This is a genomic window from Limnohabitans sp. MMS-10A-192 (genome assembly GCF_003063335.1).
Lineage (GTDB): Bacteria > Pseudomonadota > Gammaproteobacteria > Burkholderiales > Burkholderiaceae_C > Limnohabitans_A.
The window spans coordinates 387,990-404,057 of the sequence record NZ_NERX01000002.1 but is presented as its reverse complement, the minus strand read 5'-3'; the positions used below and the strand labels follow the sequence as shown (position 1 = coordinate 404,057).

Genomic DNA, 16,068 nt, shown 5'->3' with positions numbered 1-16,068 from the left:
AGCGGCTGTTCTGATTGGGCATAAAAAAACCCGTGGGGCTGGCCACGGGTTTTCATCCACATCCACCCGATCAGAAGGGGATGTCGTCGTCCATGTCGTCGAAGCTGCTGGGCGCGGGCTTGGCTGCCGGTGCCGGGCGGGCTGCGGGCGCAGCCGCAGGGCGCGCCGCTGCCGGTGCCTGACGGGGGGCGTAGCCGCCGCCATCGTCCGATGGGCCGCCCATGCCTTGGCGACCACCCAGCATTTGCATGGTTTCACCACGGATTTCGGTGGCAAATTTCTCGATGCCATCTTTGTCGGTGTACTTGCGAGTCCGCAAGCTGCCTTCGACATAGACTTGCGAGCCTTTTTTCAGGTATTGACCAGCGATCTCGGCCAATTTGCCAAAAAAGCTGATGCGGTGCCACTCGGTGGCTTCCTTCATTTCGCCGGTCGCTTTGTCTTTGTAGCGGTCGGTGGTGGCCACGTTGATGTTGCTCACAGCGTCGCCAGAAGGCAGATAGCGGGTTTCGGGATCGCGGCCCAAATTGCCGACGATGATGACTTTGTTGACGGATGCCATGAAAAACTCCTCGAATAGGTGTGGATTATGCGGCTTTTAGGCCATCTGACGAACAGGCGCAGAACGCCCCGGCGCCTGCATGGGCAGCGCCACCAACCACCACACCAGCATGGCGGCCGCGCAGCTGAGGAACAAGGCCTGACTGCCCCAGGTCTTGACCAAGTAGCCGCCCAGCCAGCCGCCCACAAAAAAGCCCAGCGATTGCAAAGTGTTGTAAACCCCCATGGCCGTGCCGCGCACGGCGCTGGGCGCCAAGCGAGAAGCCAGGCTCGGCTGGGTGGCTTCCAACACGTTGAAACCGCAGAAAAACACGAACAACAAACCCGCCAATGCGCCCAAGCGGGGCGTGCCCGAAGCCTGCAGCAAAAAGCCCAGTTGCACCAGCGCGATCAAGGCGATGGCCACCAAAAACACTGTCTTGAGGTGCCCGCGACGCTCCATGGCAAACGTGCCGCCCATCACGACAAATGAGCCCAAAACAGCCGGCAGATACACCTGCCAATGGTGGTCCTTGCCGAGGCCCGCCTGCACCAGCAAGGCTGGCACGGCCACCCACATGGCCAGCTGCACCGCGTGCAAGACAAACACGCCCAAGTTCAGACGCAACAAACCGGCGTGACTCAAAACATCTTTCAAGCGGCCACGGGCAGGCCCGGCCACCATGGGTGGCGCAGCAGGCGCACCCCAGACCACCACCGTCACGCCCAACAAGGCCAAAACACCGGTCACCACAAACAGGCCGGACAAGCCAATGGCTGCGGCCATGAGCGGGGCCAAAACCAAAGACAAAGCGAACATCAGGCCGATGCTGGCGCCCACCAAAGCCATGGCCTTGGTGCGCACTTCGTCACGGGTCAAGTCGGCCAACAAAGCGGTGACCGCAGCCGACACCGCGCCTGCGCCCTGGACGCTGCGGCCAATCAACAAGCCCGTCAGGTCGGTGGCCCCCGCTGCCCAGAAACTGCCCAGCGCAAAAATCAGCAAGCCCAGCACGATCACGCGCTTGCGGCCAAAACGGTCCGACGCCATGCCAAAGGGCAGCTGCAAGAGGCCTTGGGTCAAGCCATAAATGCCCATGGCCAAGCCCAGCAAGGCCGGATCGTCCCCGCCGGGGTACTTGCGCGCCTCCAGCGCAAACACCGGGAGCACCAGAAACAAACCGAGCATGCGCAGGGCAAAGATCGAGGCCAGCGATGCGCTGGCGCGACGCTCCAAAGGCGTCATGGCGGTGGAAACCACCGGGGCGGCATCTGAAGCTGAATGGGGAGGGGTCACGCGAACAAGCCAAGCGGGTCGAAAAACGACATTGTCCCTGATTAGAGCGCCTGTGCCGCCCACACGCCATGGCGCAAGCGCCAATGGGGCAACAAAGGACCATTCGCAGAAGACCTAAAATACACATTTTAAAAATTCCGAGAATCTTCACGATGTCACGAATTGGGTCATACGCCATAACTGCCGTAACACTGCTCCTGGCGCTGTTGGGTTGCGGTGGCGGAGGCTGGAGCGGCGCAGATCCCATCACAGGCATCACCGCGACCAATTTCAAATACGGTCAATTGGCCACCCTGACCCTGACGGGCAATGCCTTGGACAACGTCATCAAACTGTCCAGCGACAAATGCCTCTCGGTCACCTTGGGCGCCATTGAGTCATCTTCCAGACGCCAAGCCACTTGCATCGTGGCCGCCACAGGCCCGATTGAATTCACCGTCAAAAGCAATGCGGATTACACGGTTTACAGCACATCGCTGACCGCCCCCGAGCCAGTCACGGGCATCAGCACCAGCAATTTGAAATACGGCAAAACAGCTGTTCTCACGCTGTCTGGCGACCCCCAAATCAGCGCCCTCAAAGTGTCTTCCGACAAATGCACAGGCATGACACTGGATGCGGTCAGCTCAGCGGCCACCCGCACTGCGCGTTGCACCGTGACAGGCACGGGCGACATGAAACTCACGGTCACCAACACCTCGGGGACCAGCACTTTTTACACACAAACCATCTCAGTGCCCGAACCCCAAGTGACTTTGGTCACGACACTGGGCACCGTGGTGATGGAGCTGAACCCGACGGCAGCACCGATCACGGTCAAGAACTTCTTGAGCTATGTGAATCAGAGTCCATCGTTTTACAAAGACACGCTGTTCCACCGGGTGATCTCCGGCTTCATGGCGCAGGGCGGGGGCTTCACGACAGGCATGACGCAAAAATCAGGCTTGTCATCGGCCATCACACTGGAGTCACAAAACGGCTTACTGAACGTCAGGGCATCTGTGGCCATGGCCCGCACTTCAGTTGCGGACTCGGCCACATCGCAATTCTTTGTGAATCTGGTCGACAACGCATTCCTGAATTACGCCAGCGCCAACAGTCCCGGTTACGCGGTCTTTGGCAAAGTCGTCTCAGGCATGGACGTGATCGATTTGATGGCCACCCAACCCACTCAGACCGTGGGCAGCAATCAAAACGTCCCTGTGACCGACATCACCATCACCTCCGCCACCCAAACCCAGTAAACACAAAGCCCATCGGACTTGTACAGTCGGAGCAAAACCCACCATCCTTGATAATGGTGGGTTTTGTTTTTGTGGCTCCACCTTGAACTCTGATCGCCAAGACACCTATCTGGCTGCGGCCTTGCGGCAAACCCACATCAGCGTGCGGGGTGCGCGCACGCACAACCTGAAGAACATCGACCTCGACATCCCCCGCAACCAGCTGGTGGTGATCACCGGCTTGTCGGGCTCGGGCAAGTCAAGCCTGGCCTTTGACACGCTGTACGCCGAAGGCCAGCGCCGCTACGTGGAAAGTCTGTCGGCCTATGCGCGGCAGTTTTTGCAGCTGATGGACAAGCCCGACGTGGACCTGATCGAGGGCCTTTCGCCTGCGATTTCCATCGAGCAAAAAGCCACCAGCCACAACCCGCGCTCGACCGTGGGCACCGTCACCGAGATCCACGACTACCTGCGCTTGCTCTATGCCCGCGCGGGCACGCCGTACTGCCCCGACCACAACCTGCCCCTGAAAGCGCAGACCGTGAGCCAGATGGTGGACGCCGTGCTGGCCCTGCCCGAAGACACCAAGCTGATGATCCTCGCGCCCATTGCCCGCGAGAAAAAAGGCGAGTTTGAAAAAGTCTTCGAACAGATGCAGGCGCTGGGCTATGTGCGCTTTCGCATCAATGGCCAGACGGTGGAAGTAGAAAACCTGCCCACCCTCAAGAAGACCGAGAAACACAATATTGATGTGGTCGTGGACCGCATCAAAGTTCGGTCGGAGGAGGATGCCAAAGCCCGCGACGCCCTGCGCCAGCGCTTGGCCGAAAGCTTTGAAGCCGCGCTGCAACTGGCCGAACACCGCGCCGTAGCCATCGAGATGGACACGGGCACCGAGCACCTGTTCAACGCCAAGTTCTCATGCCCGGTGTGCACTTACTCCATCAGCGAGCTGGAACCGCGCCTGTTCTCGTTCAACTCGCCCATGGGCGCCTGCCCGACTTGCGACGGCATTGGCTCCATGGCATTTTTCGATCCTGAGCGGGTCGTCGCCTTCCCCTCGCTCAGCTTGGCCAGTGGGGCCATCAAGGGCTGGGATCGGCGCAACGGCTTTTACTTCAGCATGCTCGAAAGCCTGGCCAAGCATTACCAGTTTGACATCGAAGCGCCGTTTGAAAAACTCGCACCGATTCACCAACAGGTGCTGCTGCACGGCTCGGGCGAGGAAGAGATCAAATTCAGCTACGTGATGGAATCCGGCGCATCGCAGGGCAAAAAGGTCAGCAAGAAGCATCCGTTTGAAGGGATCATCCCCAACATGACGCGCCGCTACCGCGAAACCGACTCGGCCGTGGTGCGCGAAGATCTGGCGCGCTACCGCAACATGCAAGCCTGCACCAGCTGCCACGGCACACGCTTGCGGCGCGAAGCGCGCCATGTGCGCATTGGCGAAGGCGCGCAAGCTCGCGCCATTTACGAGATCAGCCACATCACGCTGGGCGAGTCGCAGCAGTACTTTCAGGGCCTGACCATGCATGGGGCCAAGGCCGAAATTGCCGACAAGGTGGTGCGCGAAATCGCCTTGCGTCTGAAGTTTTTGAACGACGTGGGTCTGAATTATTTGAGCCTGGACCGCAGCGCCGACACCCTCTCGGGCGGCGAGTCGCAGCGCATCCGCCTGGCCAGCCAGATCGGCTCGGGCCTCACAGGCGTGATGTACGTGCTGGACGAGCCCAGCATCGGATTGCACCAGCGCGACAACGACCGCCTGATCAGCACCCTGCAACACCTGCGCGACATCGGCAACAGCGTGCTGGTGGTCGAGCACGACGAAGACATGATCCGCGTGGCCGACCATGTGATCGACATGGGCCCCGGCGCGGGCGTGCACGGCGGGCGCGTGATGGCGCAAGGCACTTGCGCTGACATCCTGGCCGCACCCGACTCGGTCACCGGCCAATACATGTCGGGCCGCAAAAAAATCGAAATCCCCAAACGCCACAAAGCGGGCAAGGACTTCATCGAGATCGTGGGCGCCAAAGGCAACAACCTGAAAAACGTGAACGTGAAGTTCCCCGTGGGCTTGCTGACTTGCGTGACGGGCGTATCGGGCTCGGGTAAATCGACGCTGGTCAACGACACGCTTTACACCGCCGCCGCCCACCAGATCCACCGCGCCCACGACGAAGCCGCTGCGCACGACGAGATCAAAGGCCTGGAGCACTTCGACAAGGTCATCAACGTCGACCAGTCGCCCATTGGCCGCACACCGCGCAGCAACCCGGCCACCTACACAGGCCTGTTCACCCACATCCGCGAGCTGATGGCCGAAGTGCCCGCGGCCCGAGAGCGCGGCTACGGCCCCGGGCGCTTCAGTTTCAACGTGACCGGTGGCCGCTGCGAAGCCTGCCAGGGCGATGGCATGGTGAAAGTGGAGATGCACTTTTTGCCCGATGTGTATGTGCCCTGCGACGTGTGCCACGGCATGCGCTACAACCGCGAAACACTCGAAGTGCAATACAAGGGCCAGAACATCGCGCAGATCTTGAACATGACGGTGGAAGCTGCGCACCAGTTCTTCAGCGCCGTGCCCAACATCGCACGCAAGCTGCAAACCTTGCTAGATGTCGGACTGACCTACATCCGTCTGGGCCAGAGTGCGACCACCCTCTCGGGCGGCGAAGCGCAACGCGTCAAGCTCGCGCTGGAGCTGTCCAAGCGCGACACCGGCCGCACGCTCTACATCTTGGACGAACCCACCACCGGCCTGCACTTTGCCGACATCGATTTGCTGCTCAAAGTGCTGCACCAGCTGCGCGACGCGGGCAACACCATCGTCATCATCGAACACAACCTCGACGTGATCAAAACCGCCGACTGGCTGATCGACATGGGGCCTGAGGGTGGTGCGGGCGGCGGCACGGTGCTGGGCGAAGGCACGCCGGAGCAACTGGCCAAAAACAAGGCGAGCTTCACGGGGCATTACTTGGCGCGTTTGCTTTGAGGGTGTTGGATTCACGGAAGCTGCAAAGCCCCCTCAACCCTGCCCCTTGCTCAGTTCACACCCCTCTGATGACCCACCCCTTTTGAACATTTGAATGCCATTATGAAAACCATCATCCGTGCTTTCTTCCGAACCCTGCGCACCGTGCTGGGCCCCGTCATGCTGATCAAGGAGCGCCTGACCCAGCCCACCGGCGTGGTGCGCGAAGCTGCGACACAAGCCCGCGTGGACCAGCAGTGCCAAAACCTGGCGCTGTACCAGTTCAGCACCTGCCCGTTTTGCATCAAGGTGCGCCAGGAAATGCGCCGCCTGTCGCTGCCGATTGAAAAGCGCGATGCACAACATGACACCACCCACCGCAATGCCTTGCTGCAAGGCACGGGCGCGACCCAAGTGCCCTGCCTGCAGATCACCGAAGCCGATGGTCAAACCCGTTGGCTGAAGGATTCGGGCGCGATCGTGGCTTATTTGCGCGAGCGCTTTGCCTGAGGGTCCCTCTTACAGAGAACCCCTCGTGGGTCGGCGGCTTCAGCCCCGACATGAGCGAGCTGAGCACTTGCAGCTCAGCGCCAGACCACCCACACCACAAGCAACACCATCACAGCCAACACCCACAGCAACAAACGCGTGCGCTGGCGCAACGTCTCCACTGCACTGACCAAGCGGGCATTTTGCTCGGCCAGTTCGGCCAAGGTTTGGGCCATCTCGGCTTGCGTCTGGGCCTGGCGGTCCAGTTGCACCTGCGTGGCGATCAATCGGTTTTTGAGTTCACCCAAACTGGGCAATGCCTCTCCGGCAACATCAAGGTCGGTGGTGCTTGACGGCGCAGGCTCGGCACCTTGGCGGTCCATCAGTTTGCGCGCCGCTTTGAGCACGCTGGGCGCGTGTTCCATCACATCCCCCCAGGGGATGGCCTTGAGCGCCAGCAGCCAGGGAATGGCCATGACATGTTCCTTTCAAATGGGCAAAGGACTGGCAACGGCCAAACCGCAACCGATCCCCAAAACCCAGTATGGCATGGGCCTCAAACCCTCAAAATGTGGCGGTTGTCGGCGCACAATCGTTGCGCCCAAGCCGAGAGCGCTGTTCATCCTTGCTGCATTTTTCGCCGGAAAATAGCGCCACATCCTTCGCCAAAACACCATGGAAACCGAACTCAAACTCAGCCTGAACGCAGCCGACTTACCACTGCTGCTGGCACACCCCCTGCTGGCCACAGGCGTGCACACACACCGCCTGCTCAACACCTATTTCGACACGCCTGAATTGACCCTGCAGCAAGCCCGCATGGCGGTGCGCGAGCGGCTGTCGGGTGATCAATGGCTGCTGACCATCAAGACCGCTGGCCAAAGCACAGGCGGCTTGTCACGCCGCCAGGAATGGGAAGGCCCGACCACCCCTGGCGCATTGCAGTTCGATCAGCTGGTGGATGACGCCGCGCTCAGTCAAACGCTGATGGCCTTGCGCCCCCGACTGCAAGCCATGTTCTGCACCGACTTTGAACGCCAGCGCTGGGTGATCGCCCACGGTGGTACGCAGATCGAAGTGGCGCTGGACCAAGGCCGCATCCATGTGCCCGGAACCGATCTGAGCGAACCCATTTTGGAGTTGGAGCTTGAACTGCTCAGCGGCCCGGAATCGGCGCTGATGGCCCTGGCCGATGTGCTGCGCCAAACCCCGCAAGGTCCGGTGATGCTTGTACCCAGCGATGCAAGCAAAGCGCAGCGGGGGCAGGCGCTTTGGGCGCGCGCTCACTGATAGGCCTTTGCCGCGCTGAACCGGTTACGCGGCGATCACCGTCAGCAAAGTCTGACCGTTGGCCACCAGCTTTTCGCCTTCGGCATCCACTGCAAACAAATCACAGCTGGTGAACACCTGTGCTTTGCCGGGTTTAACCACCCGCGCACGGGCAATGAACTTTTGACCCACGGCAGGACGCAGGCAGTTGACCGAAAAGTTGGCGGCCAACAAATTCGGCCCCGCCACGGTGCCAGCTGCAAATCCGCAGGCGGTGTCAATGAGTGTGCCGATCAAACCCGCATGCAAGTAGCCTGAATACTGCCCCACCTCTGGACGCCAGGGCATCTGGATTTCCACAAAGCCGGGTTCGGCCACCGTCACCTCAATGCCGCACCAGCGGTTGAACTCGGCCATGGCGTTGATTTTTTTGAGCATGTCCAGTGGGCTCATTTCGATTTCCTTTGCTTGGTTTCAAACCAGCCGATGTGGTCGATCAGCTTCTTGCGAAGTGCTTTGTGTTCAGCAATGACTTTGTCGATGTCGGCCACACGCTGGTGGATGGCTCCGATCATTTCCTGGGGCGACAACTTGCCCGTTTTGAAGCGCGGCAAATACTCGGCAATCAAGGGCAGCGAGAAACCCATCTCCCGCGACATGGCGATGAAGATGACGTGCTTGACGGTTTTCTCGTCGTACTCGCGGTAGCCGTTGGGCAATCGCTGGCTTTCTATGAGGCCGTCGGCCTCGTACCGCCGCAAGCGGTGTACCGACACACGGGTCTTGGCAGAGAGTTCTGAAATGCGCATAGATTCAGTCTAGCAACGCTCGCACTGCGCGAGGGTTATGGCCTTTGACGCATGGGCGACAAGCCAAAGCGACCGCTGCGCCGCAGGTGATACCCCATGCCCCAAGGCTGGTGTACAAAACACCCTTCAACCGGAGCCCCCCCGATGACTGCACACAAAGCTTTGTCCCATGCCCAACCCACCGATGTGGGCCTGTGCCCCGAGCGCACACAGCGCCTGATGGACGTGCTGCGCCGCGAAGTGGCCAGCGGCCGACTGCCGGGCGCGGTGGCCATGATTGCCCGGCGCGGCCAAATTGGCTTGTTTGAAGCCGTGGGCCAGCAAGACCCCGGCACGGGCGCGCCGATGAAAACCGACAGCATCTTCCGCATTTATTCGATGACCAAGCCGGTCGTGTCGGTGGCGGTGATGATGTTGGTCGAGCGCGGGCAGTTGCTCTTGAGCGACCCGGTCAGCCGCTGGTTGCCCGAGTACGCGAACCAGCAGGTGGCCACAGCCAATGGCCTGGAGCCGGTCCGGCAAGAAGCCACGGTGCAAGACCTGCTGCGCCACACGGCGGGGCTGACGTATGAATTCTTGGGCGACTCGGCCGTGCAGCGCCAATACGGCGCGGTGAAGATCGCCTCACGCGAACGCACCAATGCAGAGTTTTCGCAAACGCTGGCCGCTGTGCCGCTGCAGTTCCAGCCCGGCACCGTATGGGCCTACAGCCGCGCCACCGATGTGCTGGGGCGGCTGGTGGAGGTGGTCAGTGGGCAAAGCCTGGGCGCATTTTTGCAAGCCGAAATCTTTGGGCCACTGGGCATGGTGGACACGGGTTTTGCCGTGCCGCCCGAGCAGCAGCACCGCATTGCCGAGCCCTTTGCGCACGACCCCGATGGCGGTGTGCCGATGAAGGTGCTCGAACCTCGCCAGGTGCCCGCGATGGAGGGCGGTGGCGGTGGCTTGATGTCCACCGCCATGGACTACACCCGCTTTTTGCAGTGCCTGCGCAACCAAGGGGAATTGGATGGCGTGCGCCTGCTCGGCCCCCACACGGTGGACTTCATGACCGCCGACCACCTCGGCGGCATGCCGTCCGACGGCACCTTGCTGCCACCGGGCCACGGCTTCGGCCTCGGCTTTGCGGTGCGCACCCATTTGGGCTTGTCGCCTGTGCCCGGCTCGGTGGGGCTTTATTACTGGGGCGGGATTGCAGGCACCACATTTTTTGTGGACCCGGCGCTCGACATGTACGCCATGCTGATGGTCCAGGCACCCAACCAAAGGGACTACTATCGCCCCTTGTTCCGCGACCTGGTGTACGCGGCGCTGCTGTAAAAAATTCAAAACACTGGAGACTTTTGACATGTCCACATCCGGCCTCATGATGAACCGCCCACTGCTCATTTCGGGAATCCTCGAACACGGTGCTGCGCAGTTCGGCGACCAGGAAATCGTCTCGCGCGAGACGCACGGACCACTGCACCGCACCACCTATGCCGAGACCGCCAAACGCTCGCGCCAGCTGGCCAACGCGTTGGCACACATGGGCCTCAAGGTGGGCAGTGCGGTCGGCTCGATCGCCTGGAACAACCACCGCCACCTGGAAACGTATTACGCCGTCTCGGGCAGCGGCATGGTCATGCACACCTGCAACCCGCGCCTGCACCCACAGCAGCTGATCTATGTGATCAACCATGCCGAAGACGAAGTGGTGCTGTTTGACGCCACCTTTGCGCCGCTGGTCAAAGGCATTGCCGCGCATTGCCCCAAGGTGCGCGCCTGGGTGTGCCTGGCCGATGCGGCCAACACGCCCGCCATCGACGGTGTGAGCGTGATGAATTACGAAGGCCTGATCACTGCCCACAGCGACAGCTTTGACTGGCCCGAACTGGACGACCAAACAGGCGCTGCGCTGTGCTACACCTCGGGCACGACCGGCAACCCCAAGGGCGTGCTGTACACGCACCGCGCCATCGTGATGAATGCGACCATGGCCTGCCTGCCCGACGTGCTGGGCCTGTCCACGCAAGAGACCATCTTGCCCGTGGTGCCCATGTTCCACATCAACGCCTGGTGCATCCCCTATGCCGCGCTGGTGGCGGGCACCAAACTGGTCTTGCCCGGCCCCAAACTCGACGGCCCCAGCCTGTTTGAATTGATGGACACCGAGCAGGTCACCATCAGCGCGGGCGTGCCCACCATCTGGATGGGCCTGATCCAGCACGTCGAACAAAACAACTTGCGCTTTGCCCACATGAAGCGCACCTGCGTGGGTGGCTCGGCCATGCCCATGGCGCTGATCGCCAAGTTCATGGACAACTACGGCGTGGAAGTGCGCCATGGCTGGGGCATGACAGAGACCACCGCTGTGGCCACCATGAGCAACCTGAGCCGCGCCGACCGCCTGCGCCCCGCTGCCGAGCAACACGCCGTCGTGGCCAAGCAAGGCAAAACCGTCTCGGGCATCGAGATCAAGATCGTCGATGAAAACGGCGTCACCTTGCCACGCGACGGCACCTCACAAGGCGAGCTGATGGTGCGCGGCCAATGGATCGTGGAGCGCTACTACAAAGCCGAGAAGACCGCACTGGTCGACGGCTGGTTCCCCACAGGCGACATCGCCACCATCGACGCACACGGCACCATGCAGATCCGTGACCGCACCAAGGACGTGATCAAAACCGGCGGCGAATGGATCAGCTCGATCGATCTGGAAAACGCCGCCATCGGCCACCCCGCTGTGGCCATGGCCGCCGTCATTGGCGTCAAGCACCCCAAGTGGGACGAGCGTCCGCTGCTGTTCATCGTGCGCAAACCCGGCCAAACGCTTGAGAAGCAGGAGATCCTCGACTTCCTGGCCACCAAGGTCGCCAAGTGGTGGGTGCCCGACGATGTGGTCTTCCTCGAATCACTGCCCGTGGGCGGCACCGGCAAGGTTCAAAAGAACGACCTGCGCAAGGAATACGGCGGCGTGTTCAGCTGAACCTCCGCCTGCCGGAAACAGCGCCCAGCCTACCCACTTGTCATGCCGGGCCTGATCCGGTATCCATCGTTCACGAGACCTGCCCTTGGCTTTGTCATGCCGGACTTGATCCGGCATCCATGGTTGAACAGACATGGACCCCGGATCAAGTCCGGGGTGACAGATGGGGAACGCGGAGTGAGAGATAGGGAATGCTGGGTGACAAATGGGGACGTGCGGTGTGACGCATGACCTGCCCCTGGCTTTGTCATGCCGGGCCTGATCCGGTATCTATCGTTCACGAGACTTGCCCTTGGCTTTGTCATGCCGGACTTGATCCGGCATCCATGGTTGAGCAGGCATGGACCCCGGATCAAGTCCGGGGTGACAGATGGGGAACGCGGAGTGAGAGATTGGGAATGCTAGGTGACAAATGGGGACGTGCGGTGTGACGCATGACCTGCCCCTGGCTTTGTCATGCCGGACCTGATCCGGCATCCATCGTTCACGAGACTTGCCCTTGACTTTGTCATGCCGGACTTGATCCGGCATCCATGGTTGAGCAGGCATGGACCCCGGATCAAGTCCGGGGTGACAGATGGGGAACGCTGGGTGACAGATGAGGAACGCGAGGTGACAGATGGGGAATGCGGGGTGACATCATTGCCTCAAACCTTGGCGCTTGGCCGATCGTTCATGCGATCGCGCCAGGCCTGCAAGGCGTGCATGCCCTCGTCACCGGGCACGAACTTCATCAGGCCGCGTGCAAACTCCAGCGCGCAAAACGCGGTGATGTCGGTAATCGTGAAGCGCTCGCCCGCGATGAAAGCCTGGCTTTGCAGACGTTGGTCAAAACCCCGTGCTACGTCTCGCACCTTCTCGGCCTGTGAACGGCCGAACTCAGGGAACTGCGGCTTCTCTAAGGCCGCCAAGCCCGGGTGGCTGTGGCGGATCGCGTTGGCAATGCCGCCCAGCAAATACAACTCCACCTGCCGATCGGCCATCTCGATGAAGCCGCGCTCGTCGCCGTCAACACCCATCAGGTTGGGCTCAGGAAAGCGGCCTTCCAGCAAGGTGCAAATCGCCCGCGTCTCGGTGATCACACGGCCGTCGTCCAGCTCCAGCGCAGGCACTTTGGCCAGCGGGCTTTTGGCCAAATATTCAGGCTGGCGGTGCTCGCCACCGTTCAGGTCCATGTTGACCATCTCGATGCCGGTGATGTTCTTTTCGACCAAAAACATCAGCACCCGGCGGGGGCTGGGGGCGCGGTGGGCGGTGTAGAGCTTCATGGCTTGTCCTTGTTGGCTTGGCCCATCTCGACCATCTTGCGGGCCTCTTCAGAAAACTTCTTGGCGGCCTCGTCGCCGTCTTTGGTGAGGTTGATGCGCGACGGTGGCGCTTCGATACCGCGCAGCACCGCTGGGCGCTGACGGATCGCGTCAAGCCAGCGCTTGAGGTGCGGCAGGTCATCCACTTCAACACCCGACCAGCGGTGCGTGCGCACCCAAGCCCAGTTGGCGATGTCGGCAATCGAGTAATCGCCCGCCAGGTATTCGTGGTCTTTGAGGTGGCTGTCTAGCACCGTGAACAGGCGCTTGCTCTCGCCCTGGTAGCGGTCAATCGCGGGCTGGATTTTTTCTGGAAAGTAGCGAAAGAACACATTGGCCTGCCCCATCATCGGCCCGATGCCGCCCATCTGGAACATCAGCCACTGCAGCACGCGCGAGCGGCCCTTGGCATCCGTGGGCATGAGCTGGCCGGTTTTTTCTGCCAGGTAAATCAGGCAAGCGCCCGACTCGAACACCGCGAAGTCATCGGCACTGCGGTCCACGATGGCAGGGATGCGGCCATTGGGGCAGATCGCCAAAAAGTCTGGCTGCTTTTGCTCGCCCTTGGACAGGTCCAGCACCCTGAGCGTGTAGGGCAGCGCCAGTTCTTCGAGCGCGATGGAGACTTTGTGCCCGTTGGGCGTGGCGGCGGTGTAGAGGTCAATCATGGGCGCAGGCTATCAGCCGTGTGCAGGCGGCGCTGGCGCGCAGATGACAGGCAGTCACAGGGCGGACAGCGCGAGACTGTCACTGCCTTTCCAATAGAGACATGACAGACTGCTGCACCATTTTTCAAAGACACTCAGCCCATGAACTTTGACATCCCCCCAGAGATCGCGGCGCTGCGTGAGCGCACCCGCCGATTTATTGCCGAGCAAGTGATCCCACTCGAAGGCGACCCGCGCCATGGCGCGCACGGCCCCTCAGAGGACTTGCGCCAAGAGCTGATCGGCCGGGCACGCGCTGCGGGCTTGCTCACGCCCCACGCCTCGGTCGAGATGGGCGGGCTGGGTCTGAGCCACATCGCCAAAGCGGTGGTGTTTGAAGAAGCCGGTTACTCCAACCTCGGCCCCACCGCGCTCAACATCCACGCGCCCGACGAAGGCAACATCCACCTCATGGAAGAAGTGGCCACCCCGGCCCAAAAAGAGCGCTGGCTGCGCCCTCAAGTGGCGGGCCTGACCCGCTCGTGCTTTGCCATGACCGAACCCGCGCCCGGCGCAGGGGCCGATCCGTCCATGCTGATGACCACCGCCGTGCGCGATGGGGACGATTACCTGATCAACGGCGTGAAGTGGTTCATCACCGGGGCCGAGGGGGCCCATTACGCCATCGTCATGGCACGCATGGAAGATGGCACGGCTACCATGTTTTTGACCGACATGGAGAAGCCCGGCATACAGCTTGAGCGCAGCATGGACGCGATGGACAACTGCTTCACCGGTGGCCACGGCGTTCTGCGTTTTGAGAACTTGCGCGTGCCCGCCACCGATGTGCTGGGCGAAGCGGGCCAAGGCTTTCGCTATGCACAGGTGCGCTTGGCGCCTGCGAGGCTGACCCACTGCATGCGCTGGCTGGGCCAAGCACGCCGGGCACATGACATTGCCCTGGACTACGCCAGCCGCCGCCAGGCCTTTGGCAAACCACTGGCCGAACACGAAGGCGTGGGCTTCATGCTGGCCGACAACGACATCGACCTGCACACCGCCCGCCTGCACATCTGGCACACCGCCTGGCTGCTGGACCAAGGCCAAAAAGGCGGCTACGAATCGAGCCGCGCCAAAGTGGCCTGCTCGGAAGCCGAGTGGCGCGTGGTGGACCGCTGCGTGCAAATTCTGGGCGGCCAGGGCATGACGGCAGAAACCCCGGTCATGCGCATCTTCATGGACATGCGCGCCTTCAGGGTGTACGACGGCCCCAGCGAAGTGCACCGCTGGAGCATGGCGCGCAAGCTGGTTTACAAGGCACAGAAGGGGCAGCAGGCAGCGCAGGGGTGATGCGCTGGGTCAAGGCGGCAGACTGCGAAAGATCACCCTAGCACCCCAAAGCGACGGGCGCTGAAAGCCTTCAGCGCTTGGCCGCTTCCAGCGTGTCACGTGTTTGCATGGCCACCTTGCGGGCAGCAGCAGCAAAGTCATCACCACTCGATGCGTAGAGCACCGCACGCGATGAGTTGACGATGATGGGGCCAGCGCTGGAGCCATCGGGGTTGGCGCGCCAGCCGGCCTTGACGGTGGCGACCGCGTCGCCGCCTTGTGCGCCCACACCGGGGATCAACAGGGGCACGGTGGGTGCCAATGCGCGCACGCGCTCGATCTCGGCCGGGTAGGTCGCACCGACCACCAGACCGAGTTGGCCGTTCAGGTTCCAAGGGCCTTGGGCCAATTGGGCGACGTGTTCGTACAACAATGGCTGGCCTTCCACAGACGCGAGGCGCTGGTTTTGCAGGTCGTCACCGCCGGGGTTGGAAGTGCGGCACAACAAGAACGCGCCTTTGCCGTGGTACTTCAAGTACGGGGCCACCGAGTCCCAACCCATGAAGGGTGACAGGGTCACGGCATCGGCGCCGTAGCGCTCGAACGCTTCGATGGCGTATTGCTCGGCGGTCGAGCCAATGTCACCGCGCTTGGCGTCCAGGATGATCGGCACATGGGGTGCCACGCGGCGCATGTGCTCCATCAAACGCTCCAGCTGGCCTTCGGCGCGGTGCGCGGCAAAGTAGGCAATTTGGGGCTTGAAGCTGTTCACCAGATCGGCGGTGGCATCGACGATGGATGCGCAAAAATCGTAAATCTTGTTCGAGTCGCCCTTGATGCGGTCCGGGAACTTGGTGGGCTCAGGGTCCAGGCCCACACAAAGCATGGAGCCGTTTTGGCGCTCGGCGGTGCGCAACATGTCGAGGAAGGTCATGGGCCCATTTTAAAGACGGGGGCGATGGATCCGGCCCGGTGGGGTGAAATTTCAGCACAGCCCCTGTTTGTGTCGTCCCGGGCGAAGAAGAGGTATCCATTGCGCAGTGCGGCCCTTTGTTTTGTCATCCCGGGCGGAGACCCGGGATCCAGTGTGCAGCGCTGACCTTTACAAATGCTGGTTGCGTGCAGTGGATCCCGGATCGAGTCCGGGATGACAAACTGAAAGTCCAGGACAAACTAAAAGTTCGGGACAAACTAAAAGTTCGGGACA

General features: G+C 61.5%; 15 protein-coding genes. 7 read left to right on the top strand and 8 right to left on the bottom strand.

What is annotated here, in order from left to right; all coding sequences use genetic code 11:
• Positions 1 to 70: 70 nt before the first annotated feature.
• A complete protein-coding gene (ssb, locus tag B9Z43_RS06780; protein ID WP_108324047.1) occupies positions 71 to 562 on the bottom strand; it encodes a single-stranded DNA-binding protein in 492 nt (163 codons plus the stop codon).
• Between the two features lie 36 nt (positions 563 to 598).
• The gene (locus B9Z43_RS06775) at positions 599 to 1,786 is read right to left on the bottom strand and encodes an MFS transporter (protein WP_108324046.1); all 1,188 of its coding nucleotides are present in this window, start codon (positions 1,784 to 1,786) and stop codon (positions 599 to 601) included.
• Positions 1,787 to 1,989: 203 nt separating this feature from the next.
• Between B9Z43_RS06775 and B9Z43_RS17265 the strand changes: the two genes are divergently transcribed.
• The 3 genes from B9Z43_RS17265 (at position 1,990) to B9Z43_RS06760 (ending at position 6,553) form a co-directional block, all read left to right on the top strand.
• On the top strand, positions 1,990 to 3,081 hold the full coding sequence (locus tag B9Z43_RS17265) for a peptidylprolyl isomerase (protein WP_199222263.1): 1,092 nt from the start codon (positions 1,990 to 1,992) through the stop codon (positions 3,079 to 3,081).
• Between the two features lie 82 nt (positions 3,082 to 3,163).
• Positions 3,164 to 6,064 carry an excinuclease ABC subunit UvrA gene (gene uvrA / locus B9Z43_RS06765; protein ID WP_199222262.1) on the top strand — a complete coding sequence of 967 codons (2,901 nt, stop codon included), beginning with the start codon at positions 3,164 to 3,166 and terminating at the stop codon, positions 6,062 to 6,064.
• A gap of 102 nt (positions 6,065 to 6,166) precedes the next feature.
• Complete coding sequence (locus B9Z43_RS06760) at positions 6,167 to 6,553, top strand: glutathione S-transferase N-terminal domain-containing protein (RefSeq protein ID WP_108324045.1); 387 nt, start codon at positions 6,167 to 6,169, stop codon at positions 6,551 to 6,553.
• Between the two features lie 74 nt (positions 6,554 to 6,627).
• On the opposite strand, the gene B9Z43_RS06755 is transcribed toward B9Z43_RS06760, so the two are convergent.
• A complete protein-coding gene (locus tag B9Z43_RS06755) occupies positions 6,628 to 7,008 on the bottom strand; it encodes a hypothetical protein (RefSeq protein WP_108324044.1) in 381 nt (126 codons plus the stop codon).
• A 199-nt stretch (positions 7,009 to 7,207) separates the two neighbouring features.
• Here B9Z43_RS06755 and B9Z43_RS06750 point away from each other — a divergent pair, with 199 nt between their 5' ends.
• Entirely contained in the window at positions 7,208 to 7,822 is a 615-nt protein-coding gene (locus B9Z43_RS06750) for a CYTH domain-containing protein (RefSeq protein ID WP_108324043.1), read from the top strand.
• Positions 7,823 to 7,846: 24 nt separating this feature from the next.
• Here B9Z43_RS06750 and B9Z43_RS06745 read toward each other — a convergent pair whose 3' ends face one another.
• Both B9Z43_RS06745 and B9Z43_RS06740 read right to left on the bottom strand, forming a co-directional pair.
• Entirely contained in the window at positions 7,847 to 8,254 is a 408-nt protein-coding gene (locus B9Z43_RS06745) for a PaaI family thioesterase (protein ID WP_108324042.1), read from the bottom strand.
• Positions 8,251 to 8,610, bottom strand: a complete 360-nt coding sequence (locus B9Z43_RS06740) for a MerR family transcriptional regulator (RefSeq protein WP_108324041.1) — start codon at positions 8,608 to 8,610, stop codon at positions 8,251 to 8,253. The genes B9Z43_RS06745 and B9Z43_RS06740 overlap by 4 nt, the downstream gene beginning before the upstream one ends.
• 144 nt (positions 8,611 to 8,754) lie before the next feature.
• On the opposite strand from B9Z43_RS06740, the gene B9Z43_RS06735 reads away from it, so the two are divergent.
• Both B9Z43_RS06735 and B9Z43_RS06730 read left to right on the top strand, forming a co-directional pair.
• Entirely contained in the window at positions 8,755 to 9,930 is a 1,176-nt protein-coding gene (locus B9Z43_RS06735; RefSeq protein WP_108324040.1) for a serine hydrolase, read from the top strand.
• 28 nt (positions 9,931 to 9,958) lie between these two features.
• Positions 9,959 to 11,578 carry a long-chain-fatty-acid--CoA ligase gene (locus B9Z43_RS06730; protein WP_108324039.1) on the top strand — a complete coding sequence of 540 codons (1,620 nt, stop codon included), beginning with the start codon at positions 9,959 to 9,961 and terminating at the stop codon, positions 11,576 to 11,578.
• 647 nt (positions 11,579 to 12,225) lie between these two features.
• Here B9Z43_RS06730 and B9Z43_RS06725 read toward each other — a convergent pair.
• Positions 12,226 to 12,846, bottom strand: a complete 621-nt coding sequence (locus tag B9Z43_RS06725; protein ID WP_108324038.1) for a glutathione S-transferase family protein — start codon at positions 12,844 to 12,846, stop codon at positions 12,226 to 12,228.
• Positions 12,843 to 13,553 carry a glutathione S-transferase family protein gene (locus B9Z43_RS06720; RefSeq protein WP_108324037.1) on the bottom strand — a complete coding sequence of 237 codons (711 nt, stop codon included), beginning with the start codon at positions 13,551 to 13,553 and terminating at the stop codon, positions 12,843 to 12,845. Before B9Z43_RS06720 ends, B9Z43_RS06725 begins: the two co-directional genes overlap by 4 nt.
• A 141-nt stretch (positions 13,554 to 13,694) precedes the next feature.
• Between B9Z43_RS06720 and B9Z43_RS06715 the strand changes: the two genes are divergently transcribed.
• Positions 13,695 to 14,882 (top strand): acyl-CoA dehydrogenase family protein, encoded by a 1,188-nt coding sequence (locus B9Z43_RS06715; RefSeq protein WP_108324036.1) that lies wholly within the window; start codon positions 13,695 to 13,697, stop codon positions 14,880 to 14,882.
• A gap of 70 nt (positions 14,883 to 14,952) precedes the next feature.
• Here the strand turns inward: B9Z43_RS06715 and pyrF are convergent, their stop codons facing one another.
• Entirely contained in the window at positions 14,953 to 15,795 is an 843-nt protein-coding gene (gene pyrF, locus B9Z43_RS06710) for an orotidine-5'-phosphate decarboxylase (protein WP_199222261.1), read from the bottom strand.
• Between the last annotated feature and the right edge of the window lie 273 nt (positions 15,796 to 16,068).

Bases quoted from the DNA above. Each gene is read 5' to 3' on its own strand.
- B9Z43_RS06775 (WP_108324046.1), bottom strand. From the start codon at position 1,786: ATGACGCCTTTGGAGCGTCGCGCCAGCGCATCGCTGGCCTCGATCTTT.
- B9Z43_RS06750 (WP_108324043.1), top strand. From the start codon at position 7,208: ATGGAAACCGAACTCAAACTCAGCCTGAACGCAGCCGACTTACCACTG.
- B9Z43_RS06715 (WP_108324036.1), top strand. From the start codon at position 13,695: ATGAACTTTGACATCCCCCCAGAGATCGCGGCGCTGCGTGAGCGCACC.
- pyrF (WP_199222261.1), bottom strand. From the start codon at position 15,795: ATGACCTTCCTCGACATGTTGCGCACCGCCGAGCGCCAAAACGGCTCC.
- B9Z43_RS06745 (WP_108324042.1), bottom strand. From the start codon at position 8,254: ATGAGCCCACTGGACATGCTCAAAAAAATCAACGCCATGGCCGAGTTC.
- B9Z43_RS06720 (WP_108324037.1), bottom strand. From the start codon at position 13,553: ATGATTGACCTCTACACCGCCGCCACGCCCAACGGGCACAAAGTCTCC.
- ssb (WP_108324047.1), bottom strand. From the start codon at position 562: ATGGCATCCGTCAACAAAGTCATCATCGTCGGCAATTTGGGCCGCGAT.
- B9Z43_RS06740 (WP_108324041.1), bottom strand. From the start codon at position 8,610: ATGCGCATTTCAGAACTCTCTGCCAAGACCCGTGTGTCGGTACACCGC.
- B9Z43_RS06725 (WP_108324038.1), bottom strand. From the start codon at position 12,846: ATGAAGCTCTACACCGCCCACCGCGCCCCCAGCCCCCGCCGGGTGCTG.
- B9Z43_RS06730 (WP_108324039.1), top strand. From the start codon at position 9,959: ATGTCCACATCCGGCCTCATGATGAACCGCCCACTGCTCATTTCGGGA.
- B9Z43_RS06735 (WP_108324040.1), top strand. From the start codon at position 8,755: ATGACTGCACACAAAGCTTTGTCCCATGCCCAACCCACCGATGTGGGC.
- B9Z43_RS06760 (WP_108324045.1), top strand. From the start codon at position 6,167: ATGAAAACCATCATCCGTGCTTTCTTCCGAACCCTGCGCACCGTGCTG.
- B9Z43_RS17265 (WP_199222263.1), top strand. From the start codon at position 1,990: ATGTCACGAATTGGGTCATACGCCATAACTGCCGTAACACTGCTCCTG.
- B9Z43_RS06755 (WP_108324044.1), bottom strand. From the start codon at position 7,008: ATGGCCATTCCCTGGCTGCTGGCGCTCAAGGCCATCCCCTGGGGGGAT.